The organism is Mycolicibacterium anyangense, assembly GCF_010731855.1.
In the GTDB taxonomy this organism is placed as follows: Bacteria; Actinomycetota; Actinomycetes; order Mycobacteriales; family Mycobacteriaceae; genus Mycobacterium; species Mycobacterium anyangense.
The window spans coordinates 1,541,539-1,563,967 of sequence record NZ_AP022620.1 but is presented as its reverse complement, the minus strand read 5'-3'; the positions used below and the strand labels follow the sequence as shown (position 1 = coordinate 1,563,967).

19 protein-coding genes are annotated in these 22,429 nt (G+C 68.2%); 9 read left to right on the top strand and 10 right to left on the bottom strand.

Annotated features, from left to right (window positions below):
- Window positions 1-59: 59 nt before the first annotated feature.
- From G6N35_RS07410 to G6N35_RS07400, 3 genes are all read right to left on the bottom strand, one after another.
- Complete coding sequence (locus tag G6N35_RS07410; RefSeq protein WP_163803668.1) at window positions 60-1,430, bottom strand: type II NADH:quinone oxidoreductase Ndh; 1,371 nt, start codon at window positions 1,428-1,430, stop codon at window positions 60-62.
- 111 nt (window positions 1,431-1,541) lie between these two features.
- On the bottom strand, window positions 1,542-2,459 hold the full coding sequence (locus G6N35_RS07405; RefSeq protein WP_163803667.1) for an LLM class F420-dependent oxidoreductase: 918 nt from the start codon (window positions 2,457-2,459) through the stop codon (window positions 1,542-1,544).
- A 39-nt stretch (window positions 2,460-2,498) separates the two neighbouring features.
- A complete protein-coding gene (locus G6N35_RS07400; protein WP_163803666.1) occupies window positions 2,499-3,170 on the bottom strand; it encodes an SDR family oxidoreductase in 672 nt (223 codons plus the stop codon).
- 158 nt (window positions 3,171-3,328) lie between these two features.
- On the opposite strand from G6N35_RS07400, the gene G6N35_RS07395 reads away from it, so the two are divergent.
- From G6N35_RS07395 to G6N35_RS07380, 4 genes are all read left to right on the top strand, one after another.
- Window positions 3,329-4,150 (top strand): ABC transporter permease, encoded by an 822-nt coding sequence (locus G6N35_RS07395; protein WP_163803665.1) that lies wholly within the window; start codon window positions 3,329-3,331, stop codon window positions 4,148-4,150.
- Window positions 4,150-5,256 (top strand): sulfate/molybdate ABC transporter ATP-binding protein, encoded by a 1,107-nt coding sequence (locus G6N35_RS07390; protein ID WP_163803664.1) that lies wholly within the window; start codon window positions 4,150-4,152, stop codon window positions 5,254-5,256. The genes G6N35_RS07395 and G6N35_RS07390 overlap by 1 nt, the downstream gene beginning before the upstream one ends.
- Before the next feature lie 161 nt (window positions 5,257-5,417).
- A complete protein-coding gene (locus tag G6N35_RS07385) occupies window positions 5,418-6,398 on the top strand; it encodes an APA family fibronectin-binding glycoprotein (RefSeq protein ID WP_163803663.1) in 981 nt (326 codons plus the stop codon).
- 83 nt (window positions 6,399-6,481) lie between these two features.
- Entirely contained in the window at window positions 6,482-6,760 is a 279-nt protein-coding gene (locus G6N35_RS07380) for a GlsB/YeaQ/YmgE family stress response membrane protein (RefSeq protein ID WP_163803662.1), read from the top strand.
- On the opposite strand, the gene G6N35_RS07375 is transcribed toward G6N35_RS07380, so the two are convergent.
- The gene (locus tag G6N35_RS07375) at window positions 6,761-7,762 is read right to left on the bottom strand and encodes an Acg family FMN-binding oxidoreductase (protein ID WP_163803661.1); all 1,002 of its coding nucleotides are present in this window, start codon (window positions 7,760-7,762) and stop codon (window positions 6,761-6,763) included. It abuts the gene before it with no gap.
- Between the two features lie 150 nt (window positions 7,763-7,912).
- On the opposite strand from G6N35_RS07375, the gene G6N35_RS07370 reads away from it, so the two are divergent.
- Window positions 7,913-8,938, top strand: a complete 1,026-nt coding sequence (locus G6N35_RS07370) for a zinc-binding alcohol dehydrogenase family protein (protein ID WP_163803660.1) — start codon at window positions 7,913-7,915, stop codon at window positions 8,936-8,938.
- Here G6N35_RS07370 and G6N35_RS07365 read toward each other — a convergent pair whose 3' ends face one another.
- The gene (locus G6N35_RS07365; RefSeq protein ID WP_163803659.1) at window positions 8,939-9,418 is read right to left on the bottom strand and encodes a hypothetical protein; all 480 of its coding nucleotides are present in this window, start codon (window positions 9,416-9,418) and stop codon (window positions 8,939-8,941) included.
- Between the two features lie 119 nt (window positions 9,419-9,537).
- Here G6N35_RS07365 and G6N35_RS07360 point away from each other — a divergent pair, with 119 nt between their 5' ends.
- On the top strand, window positions 9,538-10,119 hold the full coding sequence (locus G6N35_RS07360) for a CGNR zinc finger domain-containing protein (RefSeq protein WP_163803658.1): 582 nt from the start codon (window positions 9,538-9,540) through the stop codon (window positions 10,117-10,119).
- A 3-nt stretch (window positions 10,120-10,122) separates the two neighbouring features.
- Here G6N35_RS07360 and G6N35_RS07355 read toward each other — a convergent pair whose 3' ends face one another.
- Both G6N35_RS07355 and G6N35_RS07350 read right to left on the bottom strand, forming a co-directional pair.
- The gene (locus tag G6N35_RS07355) at window positions 10,123-10,890 is read right to left on the bottom strand and encodes a CPBP family intramembrane glutamic endopeptidase (RefSeq protein WP_163803657.1); all 768 of its coding nucleotides are present in this window, start codon (window positions 10,888-10,890) and stop codon (window positions 10,123-10,125) included.
- Window positions 10,891-10,925: 35 nt separating this feature from the next.
- Window positions 10,926-13,355 carry a phosphoketolase family protein gene (locus tag G6N35_RS07350; protein ID WP_163807535.1) on the bottom strand — a complete coding sequence of 810 codons (2,430 nt, stop codon included), beginning with the start codon at window positions 13,353-13,355 and terminating at the stop codon, window positions 10,926-10,928.
- Window positions 13,356-13,472: 117 nt separating this feature from the next.
- Between G6N35_RS07350 and G6N35_RS07345 the strand changes: the two genes are divergently transcribed.
- Genes G6N35_RS07345 through G6N35_RS07335 form a run of 3 tightly spaced genes read left to right on the top strand, consistent with a single transcriptional unit; the run spans window position 13,473 to window position 18,132 of the window.
- On the top strand, window positions 13,473-15,833 hold the full coding sequence (locus tag G6N35_RS07345) for a CaiB/BaiF CoA transferase family protein (protein WP_163803656.1): 2,361 nt from the start codon (window positions 13,473-13,475) through the stop codon (window positions 15,831-15,833).
- Window positions 15,830-17,266 carry an aldehyde dehydrogenase gene (locus G6N35_RS07340; RefSeq protein WP_163803655.1) on the top strand — a complete coding sequence of 479 codons (1,437 nt, stop codon included), beginning with the start codon at window positions 15,830-15,832 and terminating at the stop codon, window positions 17,264-17,266. The genes G6N35_RS07345 and G6N35_RS07340 overlap by 4 nt, the downstream gene beginning before the upstream one ends.
- 8 nt (window positions 17,267-17,274) lie before the next feature.
- Complete coding sequence (locus G6N35_RS07335; protein WP_163803654.1) at window positions 17,275-18,132, top strand: hypothetical protein; 858 nt, start codon at window positions 17,275-17,277, stop codon at window positions 18,130-18,132.
- A gap of 15 nt (window positions 18,133-18,147) precedes the next feature.
- Here the strand turns inward: G6N35_RS07335 and G6N35_RS27035 are convergent, their stop codons facing one another.
- From G6N35_RS27035 to G6N35_RS07320, 3 genes are all read right to left on the bottom strand, one after another.
- A complete protein-coding gene (locus G6N35_RS27035; protein WP_179967324.1) occupies window positions 18,148-18,591 on the bottom strand; it encodes a hypothetical protein in 444 nt (147 codons plus the stop codon).
- Window positions 18,592-18,655: 64 nt separating this feature from the next.
- The gene (locus tag G6N35_RS07325) at window positions 18,656-19,936 is read right to left on the bottom strand and encodes an HNH endonuclease (protein ID WP_163803653.1); all 1,281 of its coding nucleotides are present in this window, start codon (window positions 19,934-19,936) and stop codon (window positions 18,656-18,658) included.
- Window positions 19,937-19,968: 32 nt separating this feature from the next.
- The gene (locus G6N35_RS07320) at window positions 19,969-22,338 is read right to left on the bottom strand and encodes an arylsulfatase (RefSeq protein ID WP_163803652.1); all 2,370 of its coding nucleotides are present in this window, start codon (window positions 22,336-22,338) and stop codon (window positions 19,969-19,971) included.
- Between the last annotated feature and the right edge of the window lie 91 nt (window positions 22,339-22,429).

The window sequence follows — 22,429 nt, the reverse complement described above, 5'->3', positions numbered from 1 at the left end:
TGAACCGCTGAAATACCGGCGCGCGCGGGGTATCCCCAGCGAACGCACAGTGCGGTCCGTCAGGACGCGGCTTTCTCGTCCTCGACCGCTGCGGCGATCTCCTCGAGTTGCTCGATGCGTGTTCGCGCGTAGGCCTGCTGCTCGGTGATCGTCAACTGGCCGCGGTGGCTGCCGATGAACGTGCTGATCCACGACAGCGACGTCGTCAGTCGCGCCTTGAACCCGACCATGTAGATCAGGTGCAGGAACAACCAGGCGAGCCAGGCGAAGAAGCCGGCGAACTCGATCTTGCCGACCTTGGCGACCGCCGAGTAGCGCGACACCGTGGCCATCGAGCCCTTGTCGAAATACTGGAAGGGAGCGCGTGCGGCGGGATCGGCACCCTTGAGTTCGGCCGTCACGAGCTTGGCGGCGTACTTCGCGCCCTGGATCGCGCCCTGAGCCATGCCCGGCACCCCGTCGACCGCGGCCATGTCGCCGACGACGAAGACGTTCGGGTGCCCGGGAACGGTCAGGTCGGGGAGCACCTTGACGCGGCCGGCGCGGTCGACCTCGGCACCGGACTGGTCGGCGATGATCTTGCCCAGCGGGCTGGCCGACACACCGGCCGACCACACCTTCGTCGCGCACTCGATGCGGTCGATGGTGCCGTCGCCGCGCTTGACGGTGATGCCGTTGCGGTCGACGTCGGTGACCATCGCGCCGAGCTGAATCTCCACGCCCAGCTTCTCCAGCCGGGCGGCGGCTTTCTGGCCCAGCTTCTCGCCCATCGGGGGTAGCACGGCCGGCGCGGCGTCGAGCAGGATCACCCGGGCCCTGGTCGAATCGATGTGGCGGAAGGCGCCCTTGAGGGTGTTGTCGGCGAGCTCGGCGATCTGGCCGGCCATCTCGACACCGGTGGGCCCGGCGCCGACGACCACGAAGGTGAGCAGCTTGTCACGCCGGACCGGGTCGCTGGACCGCTCGGCCTGCTCGAAGGCGCCGAGGATGCGGCCGCGCAGCTCGAGCGCGTCGTCGATGGTCTTCATCCCTGGGGCCCACTCGGCAAAGTGGTCGTTGCCGAAGTAGGACTGGCCGGCACCGGCCGCCACGATCAGCGTGTCGTAGGGCGTCCGGTAGGTGTGCCCGAGCAGGATCGAGTCGACGGTCTGGTTCTGCAGGTCGATGTTGGTGACCTCACCAAGCAGCACCTGGCAGTTCTTCTGGTCGCGCAGCACCACTCGGGTGGGCGGGGCGATCTCGCCTTCCGAGATGATGCCGGTCGCCACCTGGTACAGGAGCGGCTGGAACAGGTGGTGGGTGGTCTTGGCGATCATCTTGATGTCGACGTCGGCTCGCTTGAGCTGCTTGGCGGCGTTGAGCCCGCCGAAGCCGGATCCGATGATGACGACCTTGTGCTTATCCGATGGAGTGGCACCAGGATGGGTCATTCTCTACTCCTCATTGACACGCACAGGACCCCTACTACGGTAGTCGCCCCGGCTTCAGACTTCGCGTCGGTCCCCGAACGGCTGTGGTGATGTCAGCCACCCGGGTGGTGTTCAGGCTGGGACTACCTGGCGCAACGCCGCGCCGACCTCGGTGATCGCGCCGGGAACGTAGCCGGGCATGTTGATGATGACGCCGTCGATGCCGACGTCGATCACCCTTGTTTTGATCTGTTCGGCGACCTGCTCCGGGGTGCCGATCACCATCCGACCGGTCATCTCCCTGGGTGCCAGGTCCGGGCTGACCTTGTCCCCGACGACGACGCTGACCAGCACGCTGGTTTCCAGGGTCGCGGGGTCACGGTCGACTTCTTCGCAGCGTTGGGCCAGCACCGAGACCTTGCCGGGCAGCTCGGGGAGACCCGCGATGATGTTGAGGTGGTCGAAGTGGCGGGCGGCCAGGCGGAACGTCTTCTTCTCGCCGCTGCCGCCGATCATCAGCGGGATGTGATCGCGGAAGCGCGGGTTGGCCATCGCCTCCTGGGTGCGGTAATACGTGCCGTTCACCGTCGGGCGCTTGCCCTCGGTCATCGGCACGATGATCGACAGCGCCTCTTCGAGCTTGTTGAACCGGTCGGTGAAGGTGCCGAAGTCGTAGCCGAGCTGGTCGTGCTCGAGTTCGAACCAGCCGGTTCCGATGCCCAGGATGGCCCTGCCCTGACTCATCACGTCCAGCGTGGTGATGGCCTTGGCCAGCAGGGTGGGGTTGCGGTAGGTGTTGCCGGTGACCAGGGTGCCGAGCTGAACCCGCTCGGTGGCGATGGCCAGGCCGCCCAGGGCGGTGTACGCCTCCAGCATGGGCTGGTCGGGTGAGCCGAGCAGCGGCAGCTGGTAGAAGTGATCCATTACGAACACCGAATCGAATCCGGCGGCCTCAGCCTCCCTGGCCTGGGCGATCACGGTGGGGAACAGTTCGGCCACACCGGTGCCGTAGGAGAAGTTCGGGATCTGGAGACCGAGTCGGATCGTCACCCAGCCGACAGTAATGCGCGTCGGCGAACTGCAGGTGAATCAGCCGAAGTTGGCCAGCGCCCCGCGGCCGACATGCAACGTCTGGCCGGTGATGTGCCGGGCCGACGGGCCGGTCAAGAACAGTGCCAGGCGGGCGATTTCGGAGGACACCGACGGCGGGGTGGTGCTCAGGCCGTCGTAGGACGGCTCGGCGCTCAGACCGCAGGCCACGGTGTTGATGGTGATCCCGCGGGTGCCGAAGTAGTCGGCTTGCCCGGCGGTCCAGTTCGACAGCGCACCCTTGACCGCGGCCTCGGCGCTGCCATCGCGCGGATGGTCGGGCACCACGGTGACGATGGCGCCGCCCGAGCGCAGGTGATCGCCGATGTTCTGGATGAGGAGCACGGCCGACAGCACCGTGGCGTCCAGCGTCGAACGCCACGCGTTGGCCGTGTCGGCCAGGGTGTAGGTCCGAGGGTCGCCGCCCACCCACCGCGGGGCGGGTACGTGCACGATGGTGTCGAGGTGATGTGGGAACTGGGTCCGGACCTCGGCCAGCGATGCCGGATCGGCGGTGTCGCAGACGATCGCGTCGACGTCGAGTTCCTTGGCCGCGACCTCGAGATCGTCTCGGCGCGCGCCGCTGATGACCACCTTGTGGCCGGCGTCGCGGAAACCCTCCGCCACGATGCGGCCCAGTTCGGTATCACCGCCAGTGACCAGCACGTCCATCGCCGTTGACCTCCTCGTGCTCGACGCCGAACCCGGTGTGCGCCGCACGAGGCGGCGCTGGTTCGCAGAGATATGTTACTGGACAGTAGCTAAAAGGTGCTAATGCGCGCCCGACACGATCCGGACACGACGCGATCCTTGCCCCTAGGGTGTGACGAATGAGGCGGATCGGGGCGTCCGGCCCGGGCACCGCGCTGCCACGTTGGGTGTTCCTGCCCGCCGTCCTTGGCGGGCTGTTCGTGGTGCTGCCCCTGGTGGCGATGGCGCTGCGGGTGGACTGGTCCCGGTTCTGGCCGCTGATCACCAGCACCTCGTCGCGGGAGGCACTGCTGCTGAGTCTGCGCACCGCGGCCGCGAGCACCGCACTGTGCCTGCTGTTCGGTGTGCCGATGGCGATGGTGCTGGCGCGCGGCAGCGGCCGGGTCATCCGCGCGGTTCGTCCGCTGATCCTGCTGCCGCTGGTCCTGCCGCCCGTCGTCGGCGGTATCGCCCTGCTCTATGCGTTCGGCCGACTCGGCCTGCTCGGCCACTACCTCGAGGCGGCGGGCATCCGCATCGCCTTCACGACCACCGCGGTCGTGCTGGCGCAGACATTCGTCTCGTTGCCGTTCCTGGTCATCGCGCTGGAAGGCGCGGCCCGCACCGCGGGTGCCGACTACGACATCGTCGCCGCGACGCTGGGGGCCCGCCCGGCCACGGTCTGGTGGCGGGTGACGCTGCCGCTGCTGGCGCCGGGGCTGGTGTCCGGCGCCGTCCTGGCCTTCGCCCGGTCGCTGGGGGAGTTCGGTGCCACGTTGACCTTCGCCGGATCGCGGCAGGGGGTGACCCGCACCCTGCCGCTGGAGATCTATCTGCAGCGGGAGAGCGATCCCGACGCGGCGGTGGCGCTGTCGTTCCTGCTGGTCGCGGTGGCCGCCGTGGTGGTCCTGGGCCTCGGTGCCCGGCGACTGGCCGGCTGGAACGCCCAGGTGAGCACCTGATGGCCGGTCTGCGATTCGCGGCCACCGTCGCGGCACGTGCCCTGGACGTCGAGTTCTCGGTCCGGCCCGGTGAGGTTGTGGCGGTGCTGGGCCCCAACGGCGCGGGTAAATCGACCACCCTGCAGGTGATCGCCGGTCTGCTGACGCCCGACACCGGGATCGTCACGGTCGGGGATCGGGTGCTGACCGACCCGTCGGCGGCGGTCCAGGTGCCCATCCATGACCGGCGGGTCGGGCTTCTTGCGCAGGATCCGCTGCTGTTTCCGCACCTCAGCGTGCAGGCCAACGTGGAGTTCGCGCCCCGCGCCCTCGGGATGGGGCGGGCGGCGGCGCGCCGTCGTGCGGCGCATTGGCTCGGTGAGGTCGGGGTGGCCGAGTTGGCCGACCGCAAACCGGCCCAGCTGTCGGGTGGGCAGGCCCAGCGGGTGGCCATCGCCCGAGCGCTGGCGGCAGAACCCGAGATACTGCTGCTCGACGAGCCGTTGGCCGGACTCGACGTATCGGTGGCGGCATCGGTGCGTGCGGTGCTGCGCCGGGTGGCGTCAGCCGATGGACGGGCGACTGTTCTGATCACCCATGACCTGCTCGACGTGCTCACACTGGCGGACCGGGTGCTGGTGCTCGAGGACGGTGAAGTGGCCGAGATCGGCGCGGTCACCGACGTGCTGGCGGCCCCGCGTAGCCGGTTCGGGGCCCGGATCGCGGGCGTCAACGTGGTGCGGGGCACGTTGGCCGGCGGCGCAACCGGTACCGACTCCGTGCGGGACGCCGACGGCATCAGCTGGCACGGACTGCCCGCCGAGGCAGTGCCGGCCGGAGCGCCGGCGGTCGCGGTGTTCACGCCCGCGGCGGTGGCGGTGTACCGCGACCGTCCGCACGGCAGCCCTCGCAATTGTGTGCGGGTGCGTATCGCCGAGGTCGACGTCACGGGTTCGGCCGTGCGAGTGCGCGGCGTCCCACAGGGCGACGGCGCTGCGGGCCTGGCCGCCGACATCACCGCCGAGGCTGTTGCGGACCTTCGGCTCGGACCGGGGCAGGACGTGTGGTTCACGGTCAAAGCCCACGAAGTCGCGCTCCACGCTGCGGCCCGCCCAGCTGTGGACTGACTGTGACCGCCGGTCGTGGGGGTCTGGCTGCGCGATCCGCGGGTACCTGCCTGTGAGCTGGGAATACGGCTGGATTTGTGGGCCAGCCACAGCGCTCCGACACACCACATGGTGAGCAGGCCACACTTGCGTCACGGCTGTAACACGGTAGGTTCGACGCCATGAGTGAGCCGGACCCGACATCACGTCGCACGGGCCTGTGGTCAGCGCTGGCGGTCACCGCGGTGACCGCGGCGAGCGCCGTCACGATTGTCCTTCCGTCGACGTCGGCGAGCGCCGATCCGACGACGCCCGCACCGTCCACCACCGCCGCGGTCCCGGTCGTTCCGCCGCCGCCGGCCGATCCGAATGCGCCGCCCGCCCCGTCGAGTGCCCCGGCTCCGGCTCCGCTGGACCCGAATGCGCCGCCCCCGCCGCCGGCCGATCCCAACGCGCCGCCCGCCGAGCCGAGCGCTGCTCCCGCACCCGCACCGCCGCCGGAGCCCGGCCGGATCAACAACGCCAGCGGGGGATTCAGCTACCTGCTGCCTGCCGGCTGGGTGGTCTCGGACGCCTCGCGGTTGAACTACGGCCAGGCATTGCTGAGCAAGGCGACCGGTCCGTCCCAGAACGGCCAGCCCGCCCCGACCGCCAATGACACCAGCGTGCTCCTGGGCCGGCTGGACTTGAAGCTGTTCGCCGGCGCCGAGCAGGACAACAGCAAGGCCGCGGTGCGGTTGGCCTCGGACATGGGCGAATTCTTCATGCCGTTCCCGGGGGTGCGGGTCAACCAGCAGACCGGACCGTTGCAGGCCGGTGACATGCCCGGATACTTCTCCTCCTACGAGGTGAAGTTCACCGACACCTCCAAGCCCAACGGCCAGATCTGGGCCGGTGTGGTCGGCACTGCCGTACCGAATGCGCCCAAGGAACTGCGCAATCAGCGCTGGTTCGTGGTGTGGCTGGGTACTGCGAAGGATCCGATTGATCCCGCGGCGGCCAAGGCCCTGGCGGAGTCCATCAAGCCGTACTCGCCGCCGCCTCCGCCGGCGCCGGATCCCAACGCACCCGCAGCACCGGCACCGGTGCCGGGTGGCCGGATTCCGCTCGGCGTACCCGTTCCGGTGGAGACCCCGGTTCCGGAGATGCAGCCGGCCGGCTGAACCGAATTGTTGGCCGTCCCTGAGCCGTCGATGCCGAGTTGGGATAATCTCCAACGGTCCCCTCGACGCCAAGGGAGCGTTTCGTGATCCTCAATATTCTCTGGATGATCCTTCTGGGCTTGATCGTGGGCTGGATCGCGCGTTTTCTCGTTCCTGGTAGCGCCAAACTCGGCCTGATCGCGACTGCACTGCTTGGTATCGCCGGCGGATGGGTCGGGGGCACACTCGGGAGCGTCATTTTCGCGCCGCACAAGTTTGAGCTGACGCCGCCAATCAAGCATTCGTTCCTGGGAGCGCTCGTGGGCGCGGTGTTGCTGCTCGTGGTCTATAAGTTCGTTGCGGAACGGTCCGCGAAGAAGTAGTCATCCCACCGTCTGCAGCGGCGAGCCGTCCAGATACACCGCGACATCGGTGAGTGGCCGCCGCGGGGTGGCCGGCAGCGGGTCGGCATTGAGTGCGGCCCAGCCGATGCGCAACAGCATCTGCGGAAACCCGTCGCCGTCGAGCAGCCGGGTGCGCAGCTCGTCGCGAGTCTGGTCGATCTCCAGGGGTTCGGTCAGCGGGCAACTGGCCAGTCCCAGCGCTGTCGCGGTCAGCAGAACGGCACCGGTGGCCTCACCGGCGCGCAGCCAGGCCGCCGGGTCATCGGTGGCGGTGGCCAGGACCAGCACCACACCGGCATCGTCACGCGGTTCGATACCCCCGGGCTGGTCCAGCGTCGGATTGGCGAACACCCGGGAGGGAAATCGGCCCAGTTTCTCCGCAGCCGGTGTGTTGCGCGCGGGCACTCCGGCGACGGTCCCGTGCCGACCGCTCCACATCGACAGCTCGGCCAGATACTCGGGATCGGTGATGTGTTGTCGCACAGCCTGCGCCACCACCGCGGCCAGCTCGCTCTCGTCCTCGACGCGGCGCAGCGAGATTCCGGCACGTGCCGCGCGTGCGGCCATCAGCGCGGTGTCACCGCTGGGCACCGGCCACGATGAGAACCACCGCCGGTCGGTGCGGCGACGGGGGATCGCGGCCGCCAGGGCGATGTCCTGATCGTTGGCCGCCGCGCCGAGGATCTCGACGCCGGCCAGGTGGTCGGTGTCGGCCGGATTGGGAAATCGGTGGACTTCGGTGGCCCAGCCCAGTGCCGAGAGTGCGACGGTGAAGTGTTGCAGGGCAACACCACAGCTGAGCATCAGGTCACGTCGGGCCGGGTCGATATGGGGCAGATGCCGGGCCGGGTCGGCGTAGAGGTGCACGCTCTCGTCACCGATGCGCCAGCGCCACGGCTGGGAGTTGTGCACCGAAGGCGCCCGGACCGCGAGGGCCAGAGCGGCCTCCAGAGTCGCTTTGTCGGGCAGTTCCTTCGGCATGCTCACTCCTTCACACGGTCGTCGCTGTGCTTTCACCGTCGCACCGAAAACCGTGGCGGCACAGTCATCGAAAGGCCCCGATCACAGGCCATTGGTCCCTTGATCACTGCCCCGCTGTCATCCTGGGCGGAGGCGTTGCACGATGGAGTGATGGCGACTCGACCCACCACCATGCGGGCCTGGCGGGTGCGCAGGCCCGGTCCGATGCGCACCGGACCGCTGGATTTCGACAGCGCAGCCGCCGTCCCGGAACCGGGGCCAGGTGAACTGTTGGTCGCGATGCGGGCGTGTGGGGTGTGCCGCACCGATCTGCACGTCAGCGAAGGGGATCTGGCCGTCCATCGTCCCGGTGTCATCCCCGGCCACGAGGTGGTCGCGGAGGTGGTGGACCTCGGGCCGGATGCCGGGGACGATTTCAGTGTGGGGGACCGGGTGGGGATCGCCTGGCTGCGTCACACCTGCGGGGTGTGTGCCTACTGCGTGCGAGGCGACGAGAACCTGTGCCCGCAGTCGCGCTACACCGGCTGGGACGCCGACGGCGGATACGCCGACTTCGCCTGTGTACCTGCTTCTTTCGCCCATCATCTTCCCGACGGGTACTCCGACAGCGAGTTGGCACCGCTGCTGTGCGCGGGCATCATCGGCTACCGCTCGCTGCTGCGGGCCCAGTTGCCTGCGGGTGGGCGGCTGGGGCTCTACGGGTTCGGCGGCAGCGCGCACATCACCGCCCAGGTGGCGCTGGCCCAAGGCGCCGAGGTGCACGTGATGACCAGGGGTGCACAAGCCCGCGAGCTCGCGCTGGGGCTCGGTGCGGCCTCGGCGCAGGACGCGGCCGATCCGCCACCGGTCAAGCTGGATGCCGCGATCCTCTTCGCCCCGGTAGGCGACCTGGTCTTACCGGCTCTGGAGGCACTCGACCGTGGCGGCACGCTGGCGATCGCCGGAATTCATCTCAGCGATATCCCGGTACTGAATTACCAGCGACATCTGTTCCAGGAGCGTCAGATTCGTTCAGTGACGTCCAATACCCGCCACGACGCCGGGGAGTTCCTGGACTTTGCGCAGCATCATCGCATCGAAGTGACCAGTCCGGAATACCCACTGGCACAGGCAGATCGCGCACTGACCGATCTGGCCGAGGGGCGCATTGCCGGGGCGGCAGTGCTGCTGCCCTGACTACAGCGCGGCCAGCACTCCGCGCAGTTCGGCGGCCAGGCTCCCACTGCCATGGCGATAGAGCGGACCGCGCCCGTCGGACAGCAGCATCCGTAGCCGGGCCATGCCCCGCGCCCGCACCGGACGGGGAGAGTGCAGCAGGAGGGTGATGTCATCGATCACCGATTGGCAAGTGGCGACGCGCTCCGGGTGAACCGGGATGCGCAGGGGCAGCCCCGCGTGCGTGAGTCCAGGTTCGCTGAGCGCGCTGCGCAGTGAGCGGGCCAGACATTCGCGTTCCTGGATCGAGGTCAGCTTGGCCATGTGCAGGGCCAGTGCGCTGCCGGGCTCGGGCAGCAACCCTGCCTCGACATCCCGATCGAGGCGGCCGGCCAGGAACCGCGCGTACAGCCGCGCTGTGAATGTGGTGCCGGTGACTGCCGGCGGTGGGCTCGGCGGACCGGACACGTCGATGTCTGAATGGAATTTCTTGTGCCCCATGGGCTGTTCCTTGCTGTTGGACTCCGTTGTCCCCGTTAGGTGACCAGTCAAAACGCTACACCGGTCATCCGTGACCAGTCAAGTTGATTTAGCGGTCACGTGTCTCCTATGCTGGTGTCATGCCTGAGGCGCACTGGCTCGGCGACGCCGAGGCCAAGCCCGCACCCGAACCGCTTACCCGTGTGCAGGCCTTCATCAACACGCTGGATCGAGAGTCGGGCGTCGACCGGTTGGCCGAGCCGGGGGACGCCGAACCCTGGCTCAGGGCGTACGGGTTGCTCGGCGACGGCCGGAGCGTGACCGCCGAGGACCTGCGCACCCTCAGCGAGGTCCGGGAAGCGTTGCGCGCGATGCTGGTCCACAACGCCGGCGGGCCCGTTCCGAGCGCGGCCCAATTGCTCCCCCTGCGGCACATCGCCGAGTCTGTCACCGCCCGGGTTCACCTGGACGCAGATGGTGCGGTCCGGCTGGATACCGACGGCGATACGCTCGGCGGGCGACTGCTGGGACTGCTGCTGGTCGTCGCCGATGCCCAGCGTGACGGCAGCTGGGCCAAGCTCAAGGCGTGCGGAAACGACGAGTGTCGCTGGGCGTTCTACGATCGGTCCCGCAACCACGGCGGCACCTGGTGCGAGATGGCGACGTGCGGCAACAAGCTCAAGAACCGCGAGTTTCGGGCGCGGCGCACCCGAACGGCCTGAGGCTCAGGTCGACAGGTGCCATACCAGGGCGGCGGCCAGTGCGCCCATCCCGTTGAGCGACCAGTGCAGGGCGATCGGGGCGATCAGGCTGCCGCTGCGGCGGCGTAGCCAGGTGAACACGAAACCGGCCGCCGCGGTGGCCACCACAGCCATCCCCACACCAGCGACCATGCCGAACACCCCGCCGCCGAGGAGACGGGTGAACCCGACATTGCTGCTGGTCAGCCCGAGCGAGGTGGCGATGTGCCAGAGCCCGAACAGCAGCGAACCGGCAGCCGCGACCCCGCGGAAACCCCAGGCCCGATCCAGCGCGCCGTGCAGGACGCCGCGGAAGGCCAGCTCCTCGGGGATCACCGTCTGCAACGGGATGATGACCATCGAGGCCACCAGGGCGCCCGACAGCGTCGCGTAATGGTTGTTGAGGAACATCGGCCGGGTCCACGGCAGCAACGCGCCCACCGCGATCACCGTCAGGACCAGCAGCACCGCGCCCAGCGCGTAGGCGGCGCCGGACTTCCAGTGCTCGCGACCCAATCCGAGTTCGGCCCAGCCCAACCCGCGGGAGCGCACCAGGAACACCAGGCCCACCGCCGCGGCCGGAACCACCGCCACATTCGCCCACGGTGTGGTGAAGTGCGCGATCAGGTTGCTCAGTGCCAGCACCACCACCACGACGGCGACGTCGACATAAACGCGGAAGTGGTGCAACGCTGCGAGCTGCGACAGCGCGGGATGGGGGTGCTGCGCGGCCACCGCGCTCGACTCGGACATTTGCTGCCGATTGTACGCGCGCCCAAAAAGTGCGCCTACTCGTTGTCACCGCCGGTTGCGACTGTGGCGTCCACCGCCGAGCCGGCTCCGAGTTCCCGGGCGGCCGGCCACACCCAGTCGCGCACCTCCGGGATGTCGTCGCCGTGCTCGCGGGTGTACTCGCGGGCCGCCAGTCGCTTGTCCACCATCTCCTGGCGCAGGGTGGCACACCGCGAACCCAGCCCCGGCACCCGATCGATCACGTCGATGACCAGGTGGTAACGGTCGAGGTCGTTGAGCATCACCATGTCGAACGGCGTGGTGGTGGTGCCCTCTTCCTTGTAGCCGCGGACGTGGATGCGGCTGTCGTTGCTGCGCCGGTAGGTCAGTCGGTGGATCAGCCATGGATAGCCGTGGTAGGCGAAGATCACCGGCTTGTCGGGTGTGAAGATCATGTCGAACTCGCGGTTGGACAGCCCGTGCGGATGCTCGGTCTCGTCCTGCAACCGCATCAGGTCGACGACGTTGACGAACCGGATCAACAGACCGGGCAGGTGCTGGCGGAGCAGGTCGACGGCGGCGAGCGCCTCGAGTGTGGGCACATCGCCGGCGGCGGCGATCACCACGTCGGGGTCGCGGCCGAGTTCCTCGTTGCCGGCCCACTCCCAGATACCCAGACCGCGGGTGCAGTGCGCGATTGCCTGCTCCATCGTCAGGAAGTTGGGATGAGGCTGTTTGCCGGCGACCACGACGTTGACGTACTGCCGCGAACGCAGGCAGTGGTCGTAGGTGGACAACAGGGTGTTGGCATCCGGCGGCAGATAGACGCGCACCACCGTCGCGCTCTTGTTCACGACATGGTCGATGAAGCCGGGGTCCTGATGGGAGAAGCCGTTGTGGTCCTGACGCCAGACGTGGCTGGACAGCAGATAGTTCAGGCTGGCGATCGGGCGCCGCCAGGAGATGTGATCGGTGACCTTGAGCCACTTGGCGTGCTGGTTGAACATCGAGTCGATGATGTGGATGAACGCCTCGTAGCAGTTGAACAGCCCGTGACGCCCGGTCAGCAGATAGCCCTCCAGCCACCCCTGGCACTGATGCTCGGAGAGCATCTCGACGACCCGGCCGACCCGGGCCAGATGCTCGTCGACCTCAGGGGAGAGGAACTCCGCGTTCCACTGCTTGTCGGTGACGTCGAAGACACTCTGCAGCCGGTTCGATGCGGTCTCGTCGGGTCCGAAGATGCGGAAGTTCTCCGGGTTGAGCCGGATGACCTCGGTCAGCCACTGCCCGAGCACTCGGGTGGCTTCGGCGATGGTGGCCCCTGGCGCCGGCACGTCGACGGCGAAGTCCCGGAAGTCGGGCAGCCGCAGATCCTTGAGTAGCAGGCCGCCGTTGGTATGCGGGTTGTCGCTCATGCGCAGTTGGCCGGCCGGGGCCAAGGCGGTGATCGCCGGGTCGACCGCGCCGTCACCGTCGAAGAGTTCGTCCGGCCGGTAGGAGGCCAGCCAGTCCCCGAGTACCTGCAGATGTTCGGGGGTGTCCCTGGCGTTGGCCAGTGGCACCTGATGGGCGCGCCACGAGCCGGTGGTCTTCTTGCCGTCGATGTAGGCCGGGCCGGTCCAACCCTTGGGTGTGCGGAACACGATCATCGGCCAGGCCGGACGGTCCTCATTCGGGGAGGCCTTGATCGCGGCGATCTCGTCGAGGACCTCGTCGAGCAGTGCCGCGAAGCGCCGGTGCGCCCCGGTGTGATCGGCGGAATCCTCCTCGGTGACCTCGAAGAAATACGGCGTGTGCCCGTAACCCACCATCAAGCTCCGCAGCTCGTCCTGCGGAATGCGGGCTAGCACAGTCGGATTCGCGATCTTGTAGCCGTTGAGGTGCAGGACCGGCAGGACGACGCCGTCGGTGGCCGGGTTGAGGAACTTGTTGGAATGCCAGCTGGTCGCCAACGCCCCGGTCTCGGCTTCGCCGTCGCCGACGACAGCCACCACCAGCAGGTCGGGATTGTCGAAGGCTGCCCCGTAGGCGTGCGAGAGGGCGTAGCCGAGTTCGCCGCCCTCGTGGATCGAGCCGGGTGTCTCGGGGGCGACGTGCGATGGGATGCCACCCGGGAAGGAGAACTGCCGAAACAACCGGCGCAGGCCCTCGGCGTCGCGGGTGATGTCCGGGTAGGTCTCGGTGTAGGTGCCGTCGAGGTAGGCGTTGGCCACCAGACCAGGACCGCCGTGGCCGGGTCCGGTCACGTAGATCGTCGACTGCGCGCGCTGCGCGATGGCTCGGTTGAGGTGGGCGTAGAGGAAGTTCAGTCCGGGAGTGGTGCCCCAGTGTCCGAGCAGGCGTGGCTTGACGTCGGCGCGGGAGAGCGGCCTGCGCAGCAGTGGGTTGTCCAGGAGATAGATCTGACCCACTGACAGGTAGTTGGCGGCTCGCCACCAGCGGTCGATCTGCTCGAGTATCTGCTGGTCGTACTGCACTGTCATGACGTCATTCAACCCTCGTCCGTTGGTGCGGGCATTGGCGAGAACGGGTTGTTTACCCACCCTTCGATATGGTGAACCCGTCCCGCCGTCCGAAGCACACTTTGAGGAGAGCCGGCCATGCGCGTGAGGGAGCCGTTACTGGCCGGGGTCCGGGTGCTCGACCTGTGTGGCGGACCGGGTGACACCGTCAGCCGGCTGTTGGCTGACCTTGGTGCCGACGTGCTGAAAGTCGAGCCGCCGCAGGGCAGCGCCGCCCGTCACGCGCTGCCCACCATCGACGGCGTGAGCGTCCCGTTCGCCTTGCACAACGCCAACAAGCGCAGCACGGTCCTCAATCCGTCGAACGAAGCCGACCGCCAGTTGTTCTTCGAGCTGGCTTCGGGTGCCGACATCGTCATCGACGACGGGGCCACCGGCCAAGCCGCCGCCTTCGGCACCTCCTGCGCGGCGTTGGCGGACCGCTTCGAGCGTCTGGTCGCGATGTCGGTCACCGACTTCGGCGCCGAGGGGCCGCACGCCTCCTGGCAGGCGACCGATCCGGTGATGTACGCGATGTCGACCGCGCTGTCGCGGTCCGGTCCTGCCACCGGCACGCCGGTCCTGCCGCCCGACGGTATCGCTTCGACCACCGCGGCGGTCCAGGCGGCCTGGGCGGTGTTGGTTGCCTACTTCAACCGGTTGCGTTGCGGTGCAGGCGATTACATCGACTTCTCGCGGTTCGACGCGGTGGTATTGGCGCTGGATCCGCCGTTCGGGACCCAGGGGCAGGCCGCGACCGCCCGCAACGCCGCCAGCCGGTGGCGGGGCAGGCCCCGCTACCAGGACGCCTACCCGATCTTCGCGTGCCGCGACGGTCACGTCCGGATCTGTGTGCTGGCCCCCCGGCAATGGCGCGGGTTGCGGGCCTGGTTGGGGGAGCCCGAGCAGTTCCAGGATCCGCGGTTCGACAGCATTGTCGCGCGGGCCCAGGCCTTCGGGGAACTCGGTGCACTGATCGCGGAATTCTTCGCCGGCCAGACGATGGAGCAACTGGTCGCCGACGGACAGTCGCACGGCGTGCCCATCGCCGCGGTTATGACCCCGGCCGAAGCCTTGCAGTCCGATCACTTCGCCGAAGTCGGCGCTTTGGTCGACACCGAGCTGGCGCCGGGCGTGACAGCCCGCGTACCGGTGGGGTACTGGGTGGTCGACGGTGAACGCGCCGGCTACCGCACCCCAGCCCCGGCCGTCGGTAGCAGCGATGTTGTTTGGCAGACAACGTCTTTCGCGCCGGCACCCTCTGTACCGGTCGGCGGTCTGCCGCTGGCGGGCATTCGCGTCATCGACCTGGGCGTCATCGTCGCGGGTGGCGAACTGAGCCGGTTGTTCGGGGATCTGGGCGCTGAGGTGATCAAGGTCGAGAGCACGGCCTATCCGGACGGGTTGCGTCAGAAGGGCGAGCACCAGGCAATCAGTGAGTCCTTCGCCCGTTCACACCGCAATCACCTCGGGCTCGGCCTGGAACTGCGAAGCCCAGGAGGTGCCGAACTCTTCGCGGACTTGGTGGCGGCTTCGGATGCGGTATTCGCGAACTTCAAACCGGGAACCCTTGACGCGTTGGGCTTCTCCTATGAGCGACTGACCGAACTGAACCCTGCTCTGGTGCTGGCCGAAAGCAGCGCCTTCGGTGACACCGGTCCGTGGAGCAAGCGGATGGGGTACGGCCCGCTGGTGCGGGCGGCTATCGGGGTGACCCGGTTGTGGACGTCTGCCGACGCCGCGACGGATACCGGCCGCCACCCCTTCTTCGACGCCACCACGATCTTCCCCGACCATGTGGTGGGGCGGATCAGCGCGATCGGTGCCCTGGCCGCACTGATTCGGCGCCAGCGAGTGGGCATCGGTGCGCGCATCCACGTCTCGCAGGCCGAGGCGGCCATTAACCAGCTCGACGTCCGCTACGTGGCCCAGGCGGCGGAAGTGTTCGGTGTCGGTGCAGTCGACCCAGATCACGCTGACCATCGTGTGCTCGCCTGCGCCGGAGACGACGAGTGGTGCGTGGTGTCGCTACGTAGCGATGACGACCGGCATGCCGCGGCGGGTGTCGTGGGTGGCGACGGTGTCGAGGTGCTGGCGCAGTGGGCCGCCACGCGCTCGCCTTCGGACGTTGCCGCCGCGCTGCAGGCCGCCGGCGTGCCAGCTGGTCTGATGCACCGCGCTTCGACCATCCGGGAGGACCCGCAGCTGAAGCTGCGAAAGGTGTTCAGCGACATGGTCCATCCGCTTTTCGAGCATCCACTGCCCACCGAGGCCGGACCTGCGCTGTATCGGCACATTCCGCCGGCGCCGCAGAATCCCGCACCCCTGCCCGGTGCCGACAGCCGACGGGTATGTCGGGAGGTGCTCGGCATGGACGAGGCGACCATCGACGGACTTATCACCCAGGGAGTGCTGTTCAGCACCCCGGACGAGCTTGCCGGAACGGAAGTGGCCAGATGAGCGGTACAGCAAGACTTTTCATCGACGGTCGGTTCCTGATCGCCGACATGGTAGAGCCCGTGATCGAGGCCGCCACCGGCGAACCACTCGGTGACGGCGCCAGCGCCACCGAGGCCGACGTCGATGCCGCGGTGGCCGCGGCCCGGGCGGCACTGCCGGCGTGGCAGGCCACTTCACCCGATCACCGGGCCGAACTTCTCGGTGCGTTCGCGGTGGCGCTGGACAGGCGGGCCCGGACCACCGACGAACTGGTGACCCGGGAGAACGGCATGCCGATGTCGTTGTCCCGCGGCGCAAATGGACGCTTTCCGGCTGCGCTGCTTCGTTACTACGCACACCTGATCACCGAGACCCCGATCGAGGAGATTCGGCCCAGCATGATCGGGCACACGATCGTGCGCCGGGAAGCCATCGGTGTGGTGGCCGCGATCGTGCCCTGGAACTATCCGCAGGCGTTGGCTGCCTTCAAACTCGCGCCCGCACTGGCCGCCGGATGCACGGTGGTCCTCAAGGCGGCACCGGAGACCGCACTGGACGCGTTGGTGTTCGCCGAGGCCGCGCAGGAAGCCGGTCTGCCGCCGGGTGTGCTGAACATCGTGCCCGGCGGCGTGGCGGCCGGTCAGCACCTGGTGTCCCACCCCGGGGTGGACAAGGTGACATTCACCGGGTCGACGGCGGCCGGCCGGATCATCGGTGAAGTCTGCGGGCGACTGCTGCGGCCGGTCACCCTGGAACTGGGTGGCAAGTCCGCGGCGATCATCCTCGACGACGCAGATCTGGACGCCACGATGAAGGGCCTTCGGGTGGCGTCATTGGTCAACAATGGGCAGACCTGCCACCTGAGCTCGCGGATCCTGGCGCCGCGCTCCCGCTACGACGAGATACTCGGGGCGCTCGCGGAGATGGTCGGTGGGCTGACGGTCGGCGACCCGCTGGACACCGCCACCGACATCGGCCCTGTGGTGAGTCGCAGGCAGCGCGATCGGGTGCTCGAGTACATCGCCGCCGGCAAGAACAGTGATGCGAAACTTATTGCGGGCGGCGGTGTTCCGGCGGATCAGCCGCGCGGCTGGTTCGTGTCCCCGACGGTGTTCGCCGATGTGCGCAACTCCGACCGGATCGCCCAGGAGGAGATCTTCGGACCCGTGCTGGCGGTGATCCCGTACGACAGCGACGAGGAAGCCATCGCGCTGGCCAACGACAGCGAGTTCGGTCTGGCGGGAACGGTGTGGTCCACCGATGACGAGCGTGCCACCGAAGTGGCGCGGGCGGTCCATACCGGCACCGTCGGTGTCAACGACTATCAACTGGACTTCCGCGCGCCGTTCGGCGGGGTGAAGGCCAGTGGGATCGGCCGCGAATTGGGACCCGAAGGCCTGGAGGCGTTCTTCGCGCTGAAGTCGATCTATCGGGTGGGTCCGGCCGACGACTGATGGCTCTCATGTCTACTGCTCTGCGCCGGCCTGGATTGTCGGCAGTGGCCGTCGTCGGCGCGATGATGATCGCCGTCAACCCGATGGCGCCGGCCGATACGGCGGTGGTGTCCGCGCCGCGAACGGTGTCCGCGGAGGTGCAGCTGGCCGCCGATCCGATCACGTCACTGATCCAGGTGGCCACCGAGACGGTCGAGAACATCAAGACGCTGGCCGATCGCCTCGCCGCCGACCCAGTGCCGGTTCTCACCAAGGTTCTTCAGAACCAAAAGGCCTATGCCGCCTACCTTTCGGGGAATCCGACGCCGGCGGGGTTACTGGCCGTCGTGACATCGCAGGCCACCAACCTGGTCAATGTACTGGGTGTCGTCGTCAGTCTCGATGTGCTGTCGCGGATCGTGGGCATCCCGGCCGCTCCGCTGCTCAGCCTGGCTGGCGGGGCCGTTCTGGCCGTTCAGAACCCGCTCAACATCGTCGCCATCATGGCGGGAGCATTCCTCAACGGTGTCCAGGTGCCGACCGTTCCCAATAGCACCGTGCAACTCTTCGGTGTGTTCACCCCGGGCGGGCCTACTGCCCAGGAGCGGGGTGGGTCGGTTCATGACGTCCTCGACATCCGCGAGATCGTGGCCGACGCCATCGCGCCGTTCACCCCGCCGGCTGCGTTGACTGCCGGTCCGACGTCGTCGGTGACCGCCGAGGCCACTACTGCAGTGTCGCCCGCCCCGAAACGGAGCACAGGCGCGACCGGACGGTCGGCAGCGTCGAACTCCGCCGGCGACCACGGCGCGCAGCGTAGGGCAGCGGTCCAGAAGACCGCGCACAGCGGCGGTTCGAGCGGAAGATCCGCACGAACCGCCGACTGATGCTCGAGGCTGGTGTCAGCCGCCCGTTCCGAGGCAGCCGACACCGTTGATGCAGCCGCCGCCCCCGTTGGGGCCGCCACCGCCGCTGCCAACCCCGGGAATGGAGCCGCTGCCGCCGCCGGGTCCGCCGCTGCCGGTCGGGCCACCGGGGATCGCGCCCCCGCCGCCGCCGGGTCCGCCGCTGCCGGTCGGGCCACCGGGGATCGCACCGCCGCCACCGCCGGGACCGCCGCTGCCGGTGGGGCCGGCCGGCGCCTCGGTGGTCGTCATGTCGCCGGCGGCCGGACTGGTCGTCATGGTGACCGAGGGCACCGTCACCTCACTGGAGGTCGGCGCCACGGTGCTGCTGCTCTCTGATCCGCCGCTGCCATTGCTCCCACAGCCGACGGCCAAGGCGAGCACGGCCGCTCCACTGGCGAGCGTCAGCGCAACTCGCGATGCCGGTCTTCCGAAAGTCATGCCGTCTCACTTTCTTTGTCGGGACGCATGGTCCCGTACCCCAAAAGCGGTAGGGCAAACCCGGTCAGGCCGCGATCACCCGAATCAGCTCTCCATTCAGGTACATTTCCGCCGTGCTGGTCGGCGTTGTGGGTGTGCCAGGCGCCGGTGGCGCGACGGAGTGGTAGTGGGCCCCGGTCGGAGTGCTGAATTCAGCTGTGTGCCTGCCCTTTTCCTGACTGGTGACGACTGTCCAGCCGCGCGCTTCCTTGGTGTAGTTGCAGGCTTCGCACAACCCGGCGCCGTTTCGGGCGCTGGTGGCCCCACCGCGGCGATGCGGCATGGCATGGTCGCTGTGCCGGATAGGGGCGTCGCAGTACGGCGTGCGGCAGCGTTGATCCCGCAGCACGATGAACTCCGCCAGAGCCTTCGGGAAGATGCGGGCTCGGGATTCCAAGGCCACCAGCGCACCGCTGCCGGGGTTGGCGTAGAGCCGCCGCAGCGTGGCGCGTGACCGCTCGTCCTCGACGGCGCCGAGCACCATGGCCTGCGCCACCGCCGACGGCACGGACCCGTAACCGACGATCGCCGCGGCAGCGTGTTCGGCGCCCAGCAGCGCCTGATCCGAGATCACCACGTTCACCGCGACCGGCACGGGTTGGTCGGCGGGCCGCCCGGTGACGCGCTCGACGAGAGCGTCGGCCATCACCTGCCCCCGCGTGCGTCCGTCGACGCGCACATCCGCCTGGTGTTTGAGCGCGGCATAGACCGACACGCCCTGGGCCACCGGCAGTAACGCGGTCAGATACGTCATGGTGTCGGGGGCAGGCCGAATCGTGACCGTCCGCTCACCGGCCGCTCTGGCCGCCCGGTCGACCACCGCATGCGGATCAAGGCGGTAGGCGATGGCCTTGGCCGCGGCGATCAACGCCGCGTCACCGAGCCCGTCCAAGGCGGCGGGGTCGGAGCACAGTTCGGCGTCCAGGCGCCGCCGATCCCCGACGTCGAGGCAGGCGGACTCGCGGACCACCAGCGTGGCCCGCCATTCCGACAACCAGCCCTGTTCCAGGGCGGCCAGGGTGTGTGGCATCTCGTAGACCAAGGCCTTTGCGAAGCCCAGGTGCCGCCCTCCGCGCGCCGGGGAGTCCCGGCGCGCCAGCGCCACTTCGGCGCCGACCCCGCGGCCGCGTTTGGCCGCGGGGACCCCGGTCGCCTCCTCTGCCGCTCGGCGCGACGCATCCAAGGCTGCGGCCAGCCGCGCCTGTCCGGCGGCGGCCGCGGCCTTGAGCCGCTCCAGGGCGGCAATACGCTCCACCAGCACGGATTCCTCCGCACCGGTGTCGATCTCCAGTACCGATTCGAACATACGTTCTACAGTACCGGAGGGTACTGACTAGATCAGTCGCGAGCGAATGCCGCGGCGGCCAGCTTCTCCAGATCGAGGTATTGATCCTCGCCGACGTCGACGGCCACACCGACGATGCGGCCGCCGTGGAACGGGAAGTTCGGGGGGTAGGACCGGCTCACCGGGTCGGCGCTGTCGTAGCCCACGCACAGCCCGTCGCCGCACAGCGTGAAGGGACCGATCTGGGCTCGCATCGGCCCCTCGGCCACCACCTGTTCGCCCACGTACAGTTTCGCGGTGCCCAGCGATTCCATGTGCTCGCCGGCGCCCTCTCGGATGAACTCCACGCCCAGCGTCAACTGACCGGGCTCGAGCACGGGGGAGACGAACGTCTGCTCCGGCTTGATACCCAGGAAGTTGTAGACGTAGTGCAGCTTGCGGTCCTTGATGAACAGGGTGTGTCCACCGAAGCGTGAGCCGTGCGCGAAGATCACGCCCTCGGACTCCTCGGTGACCTCCACATCGGCCAGGATCTTGTAGGACCGGCCGCGGATGTTGACCGCCGTCGACTCGGGCACCGGCGCCGTTTCGGGGAAGTAGATGTAGCGGGACCGGGGCGGCTCGCCTTGCGGGCGTTCGTCGTTGATCTGCTCGATTGCCGGCCGGTCATCAAGCGGCAGAACGAAATTCGCTTCCGCTTCCTCGAACCAGGCGTCGATCAGCTCCTGCAGCTTCTCCGGGTGCTCGTCGGCGAGGTTGCGCGATTCCGCCCGGTCCTCGTCGACGTGGTAGAGCTCCCACTGATCCTGGTCGAAGTGGCCCTTGCCACTGATCGGGGCGTGCAGGGCGGCGGCCTTCCAGCCGTCCTGCCAGATGCCCCGGGTGCCCAGCATCGAGAAGTACTGGCGCTTCTTGGTGGTCGGTGCGTGCGCGTCGTCGAAGCTGTACCGCATCGACACGCCGTTGAGCGGGTACTGGTCGACTCCCCGGTAGACCGCGGGCATCTCCAGGCCGACCGCGTCGAGGATCGTGGGCACGATGTCGGTGGAGTGGTGGTACTGGTGGCGCATCTCCCCGCGCGCCTTGATTCCCTTGGGCCAGTGGATGACCAGTGGATCGCAGGTGCCCCCGGCGTACTGCGAGTACCGCTTGAACATCTGGAACGGGGTGGAGAACGCCACCGCCCACCCGGTCGGGTAGTGGTTGTAGGTCTCGGGGGTACCCAGCTCGTCGAAGTAGGACAGGTTCTCTTCGAGGCTGTCCGGGAAGCCGTTGAAGAACTTGTTCTCGTTCACCGACCCGTTGGGTGTGCCCTCACCGGATGCGCCGTTGTCGGCGCAGTAGAAGATCAGGGTGTTGTCGAGCTGCCCGGTCTTCTCCAGGAAGTCGACGATCCGGCCCACCTGGGCGTCGGTGTACTCCGAGAATCCGGCGAACACCTCGGCCATCCGGCAGAACAACCGCTTCTCGTCGTCGTTGAGCTCCGCCCACGGACGCACGTAGTCGGCATCGTTGGCGACGTCCTCGGGCATCGGGTTCAACGGGGTCAGCTCGGTACCCTCGGGCACCACGCCGCGTTCGATCATCCGGGCCAGCACCCATTCGCGGTAGGCCTCGTAGCCGTCGTCGAACACACCCTTGTACTTGTCGATGTATTCCTGGGGGCTGTGGTGCGGGGCATGGTTGGCGCCCGGACAGAACCACATGAACCACGGCTTGGACGGGGCCGATGAACGCTGATCGCGCAGCATCCGGATGGCTTGGTCGGCAAGGTCTTTGGAGAGGTGGTAGCCCTCTTCGGGGGTGTACGGGGGCTCGATGAAGTGGTTGTCCTCGACCAGGTCGGGATACCACTGGTTGGTCTCGCCGCCCAGGAATCCGTAGAACCGGTCGAACCCCTTGGACAGCGGCCACTCCGACTTGCTGCCGCCGGGAGACAGGTCCTCGACCGGCACATTGTGGTTCTTGCCGAGCCAGAAAGTGCCATACCCGTTGTCCTGCAACACCTGTGCGATCGTGGCGCATTCGGCGGGCAACCGGCCCGCTGCACCCGGGAACCCCATCGATCCCTCGGTGATCGACGCGCACCGGTTGACGTGGTGGTTACGCCCGGTGAGGAAGGTCGAGCGGGTGGGTGAACACAGCGCGGTGGTGTGCCACTGGGTGTAGGTCACGCCGTTGTCGGCCAGCCGGTCCATCGTCGGCATGTTGATCCGGCCGCCGTAAGGCGACCACGCGGCCAGGCCGGTGTCGTCGTACAGGACGATCAGGATATTCGGCGCACCCTCGGGGGGCTGCTTGAGCAGGTACGGTGTCCAATCCGGCACCGAGTCCCGGATGTCGAGTTTGATGACTCCGTTGAATGGCTCGCCCACATTTCCTCCACGGATCGGCGGCACGCTTCTTGGCCGCGACGATCCCATATTTACACCACGTTTCTCAGTGCGCAGACGATCGCGGAATCCGTCAGCGCCGCTCCGGGTCGCCGCCCGGTGGCTCCCTGAGCCGCAGCTG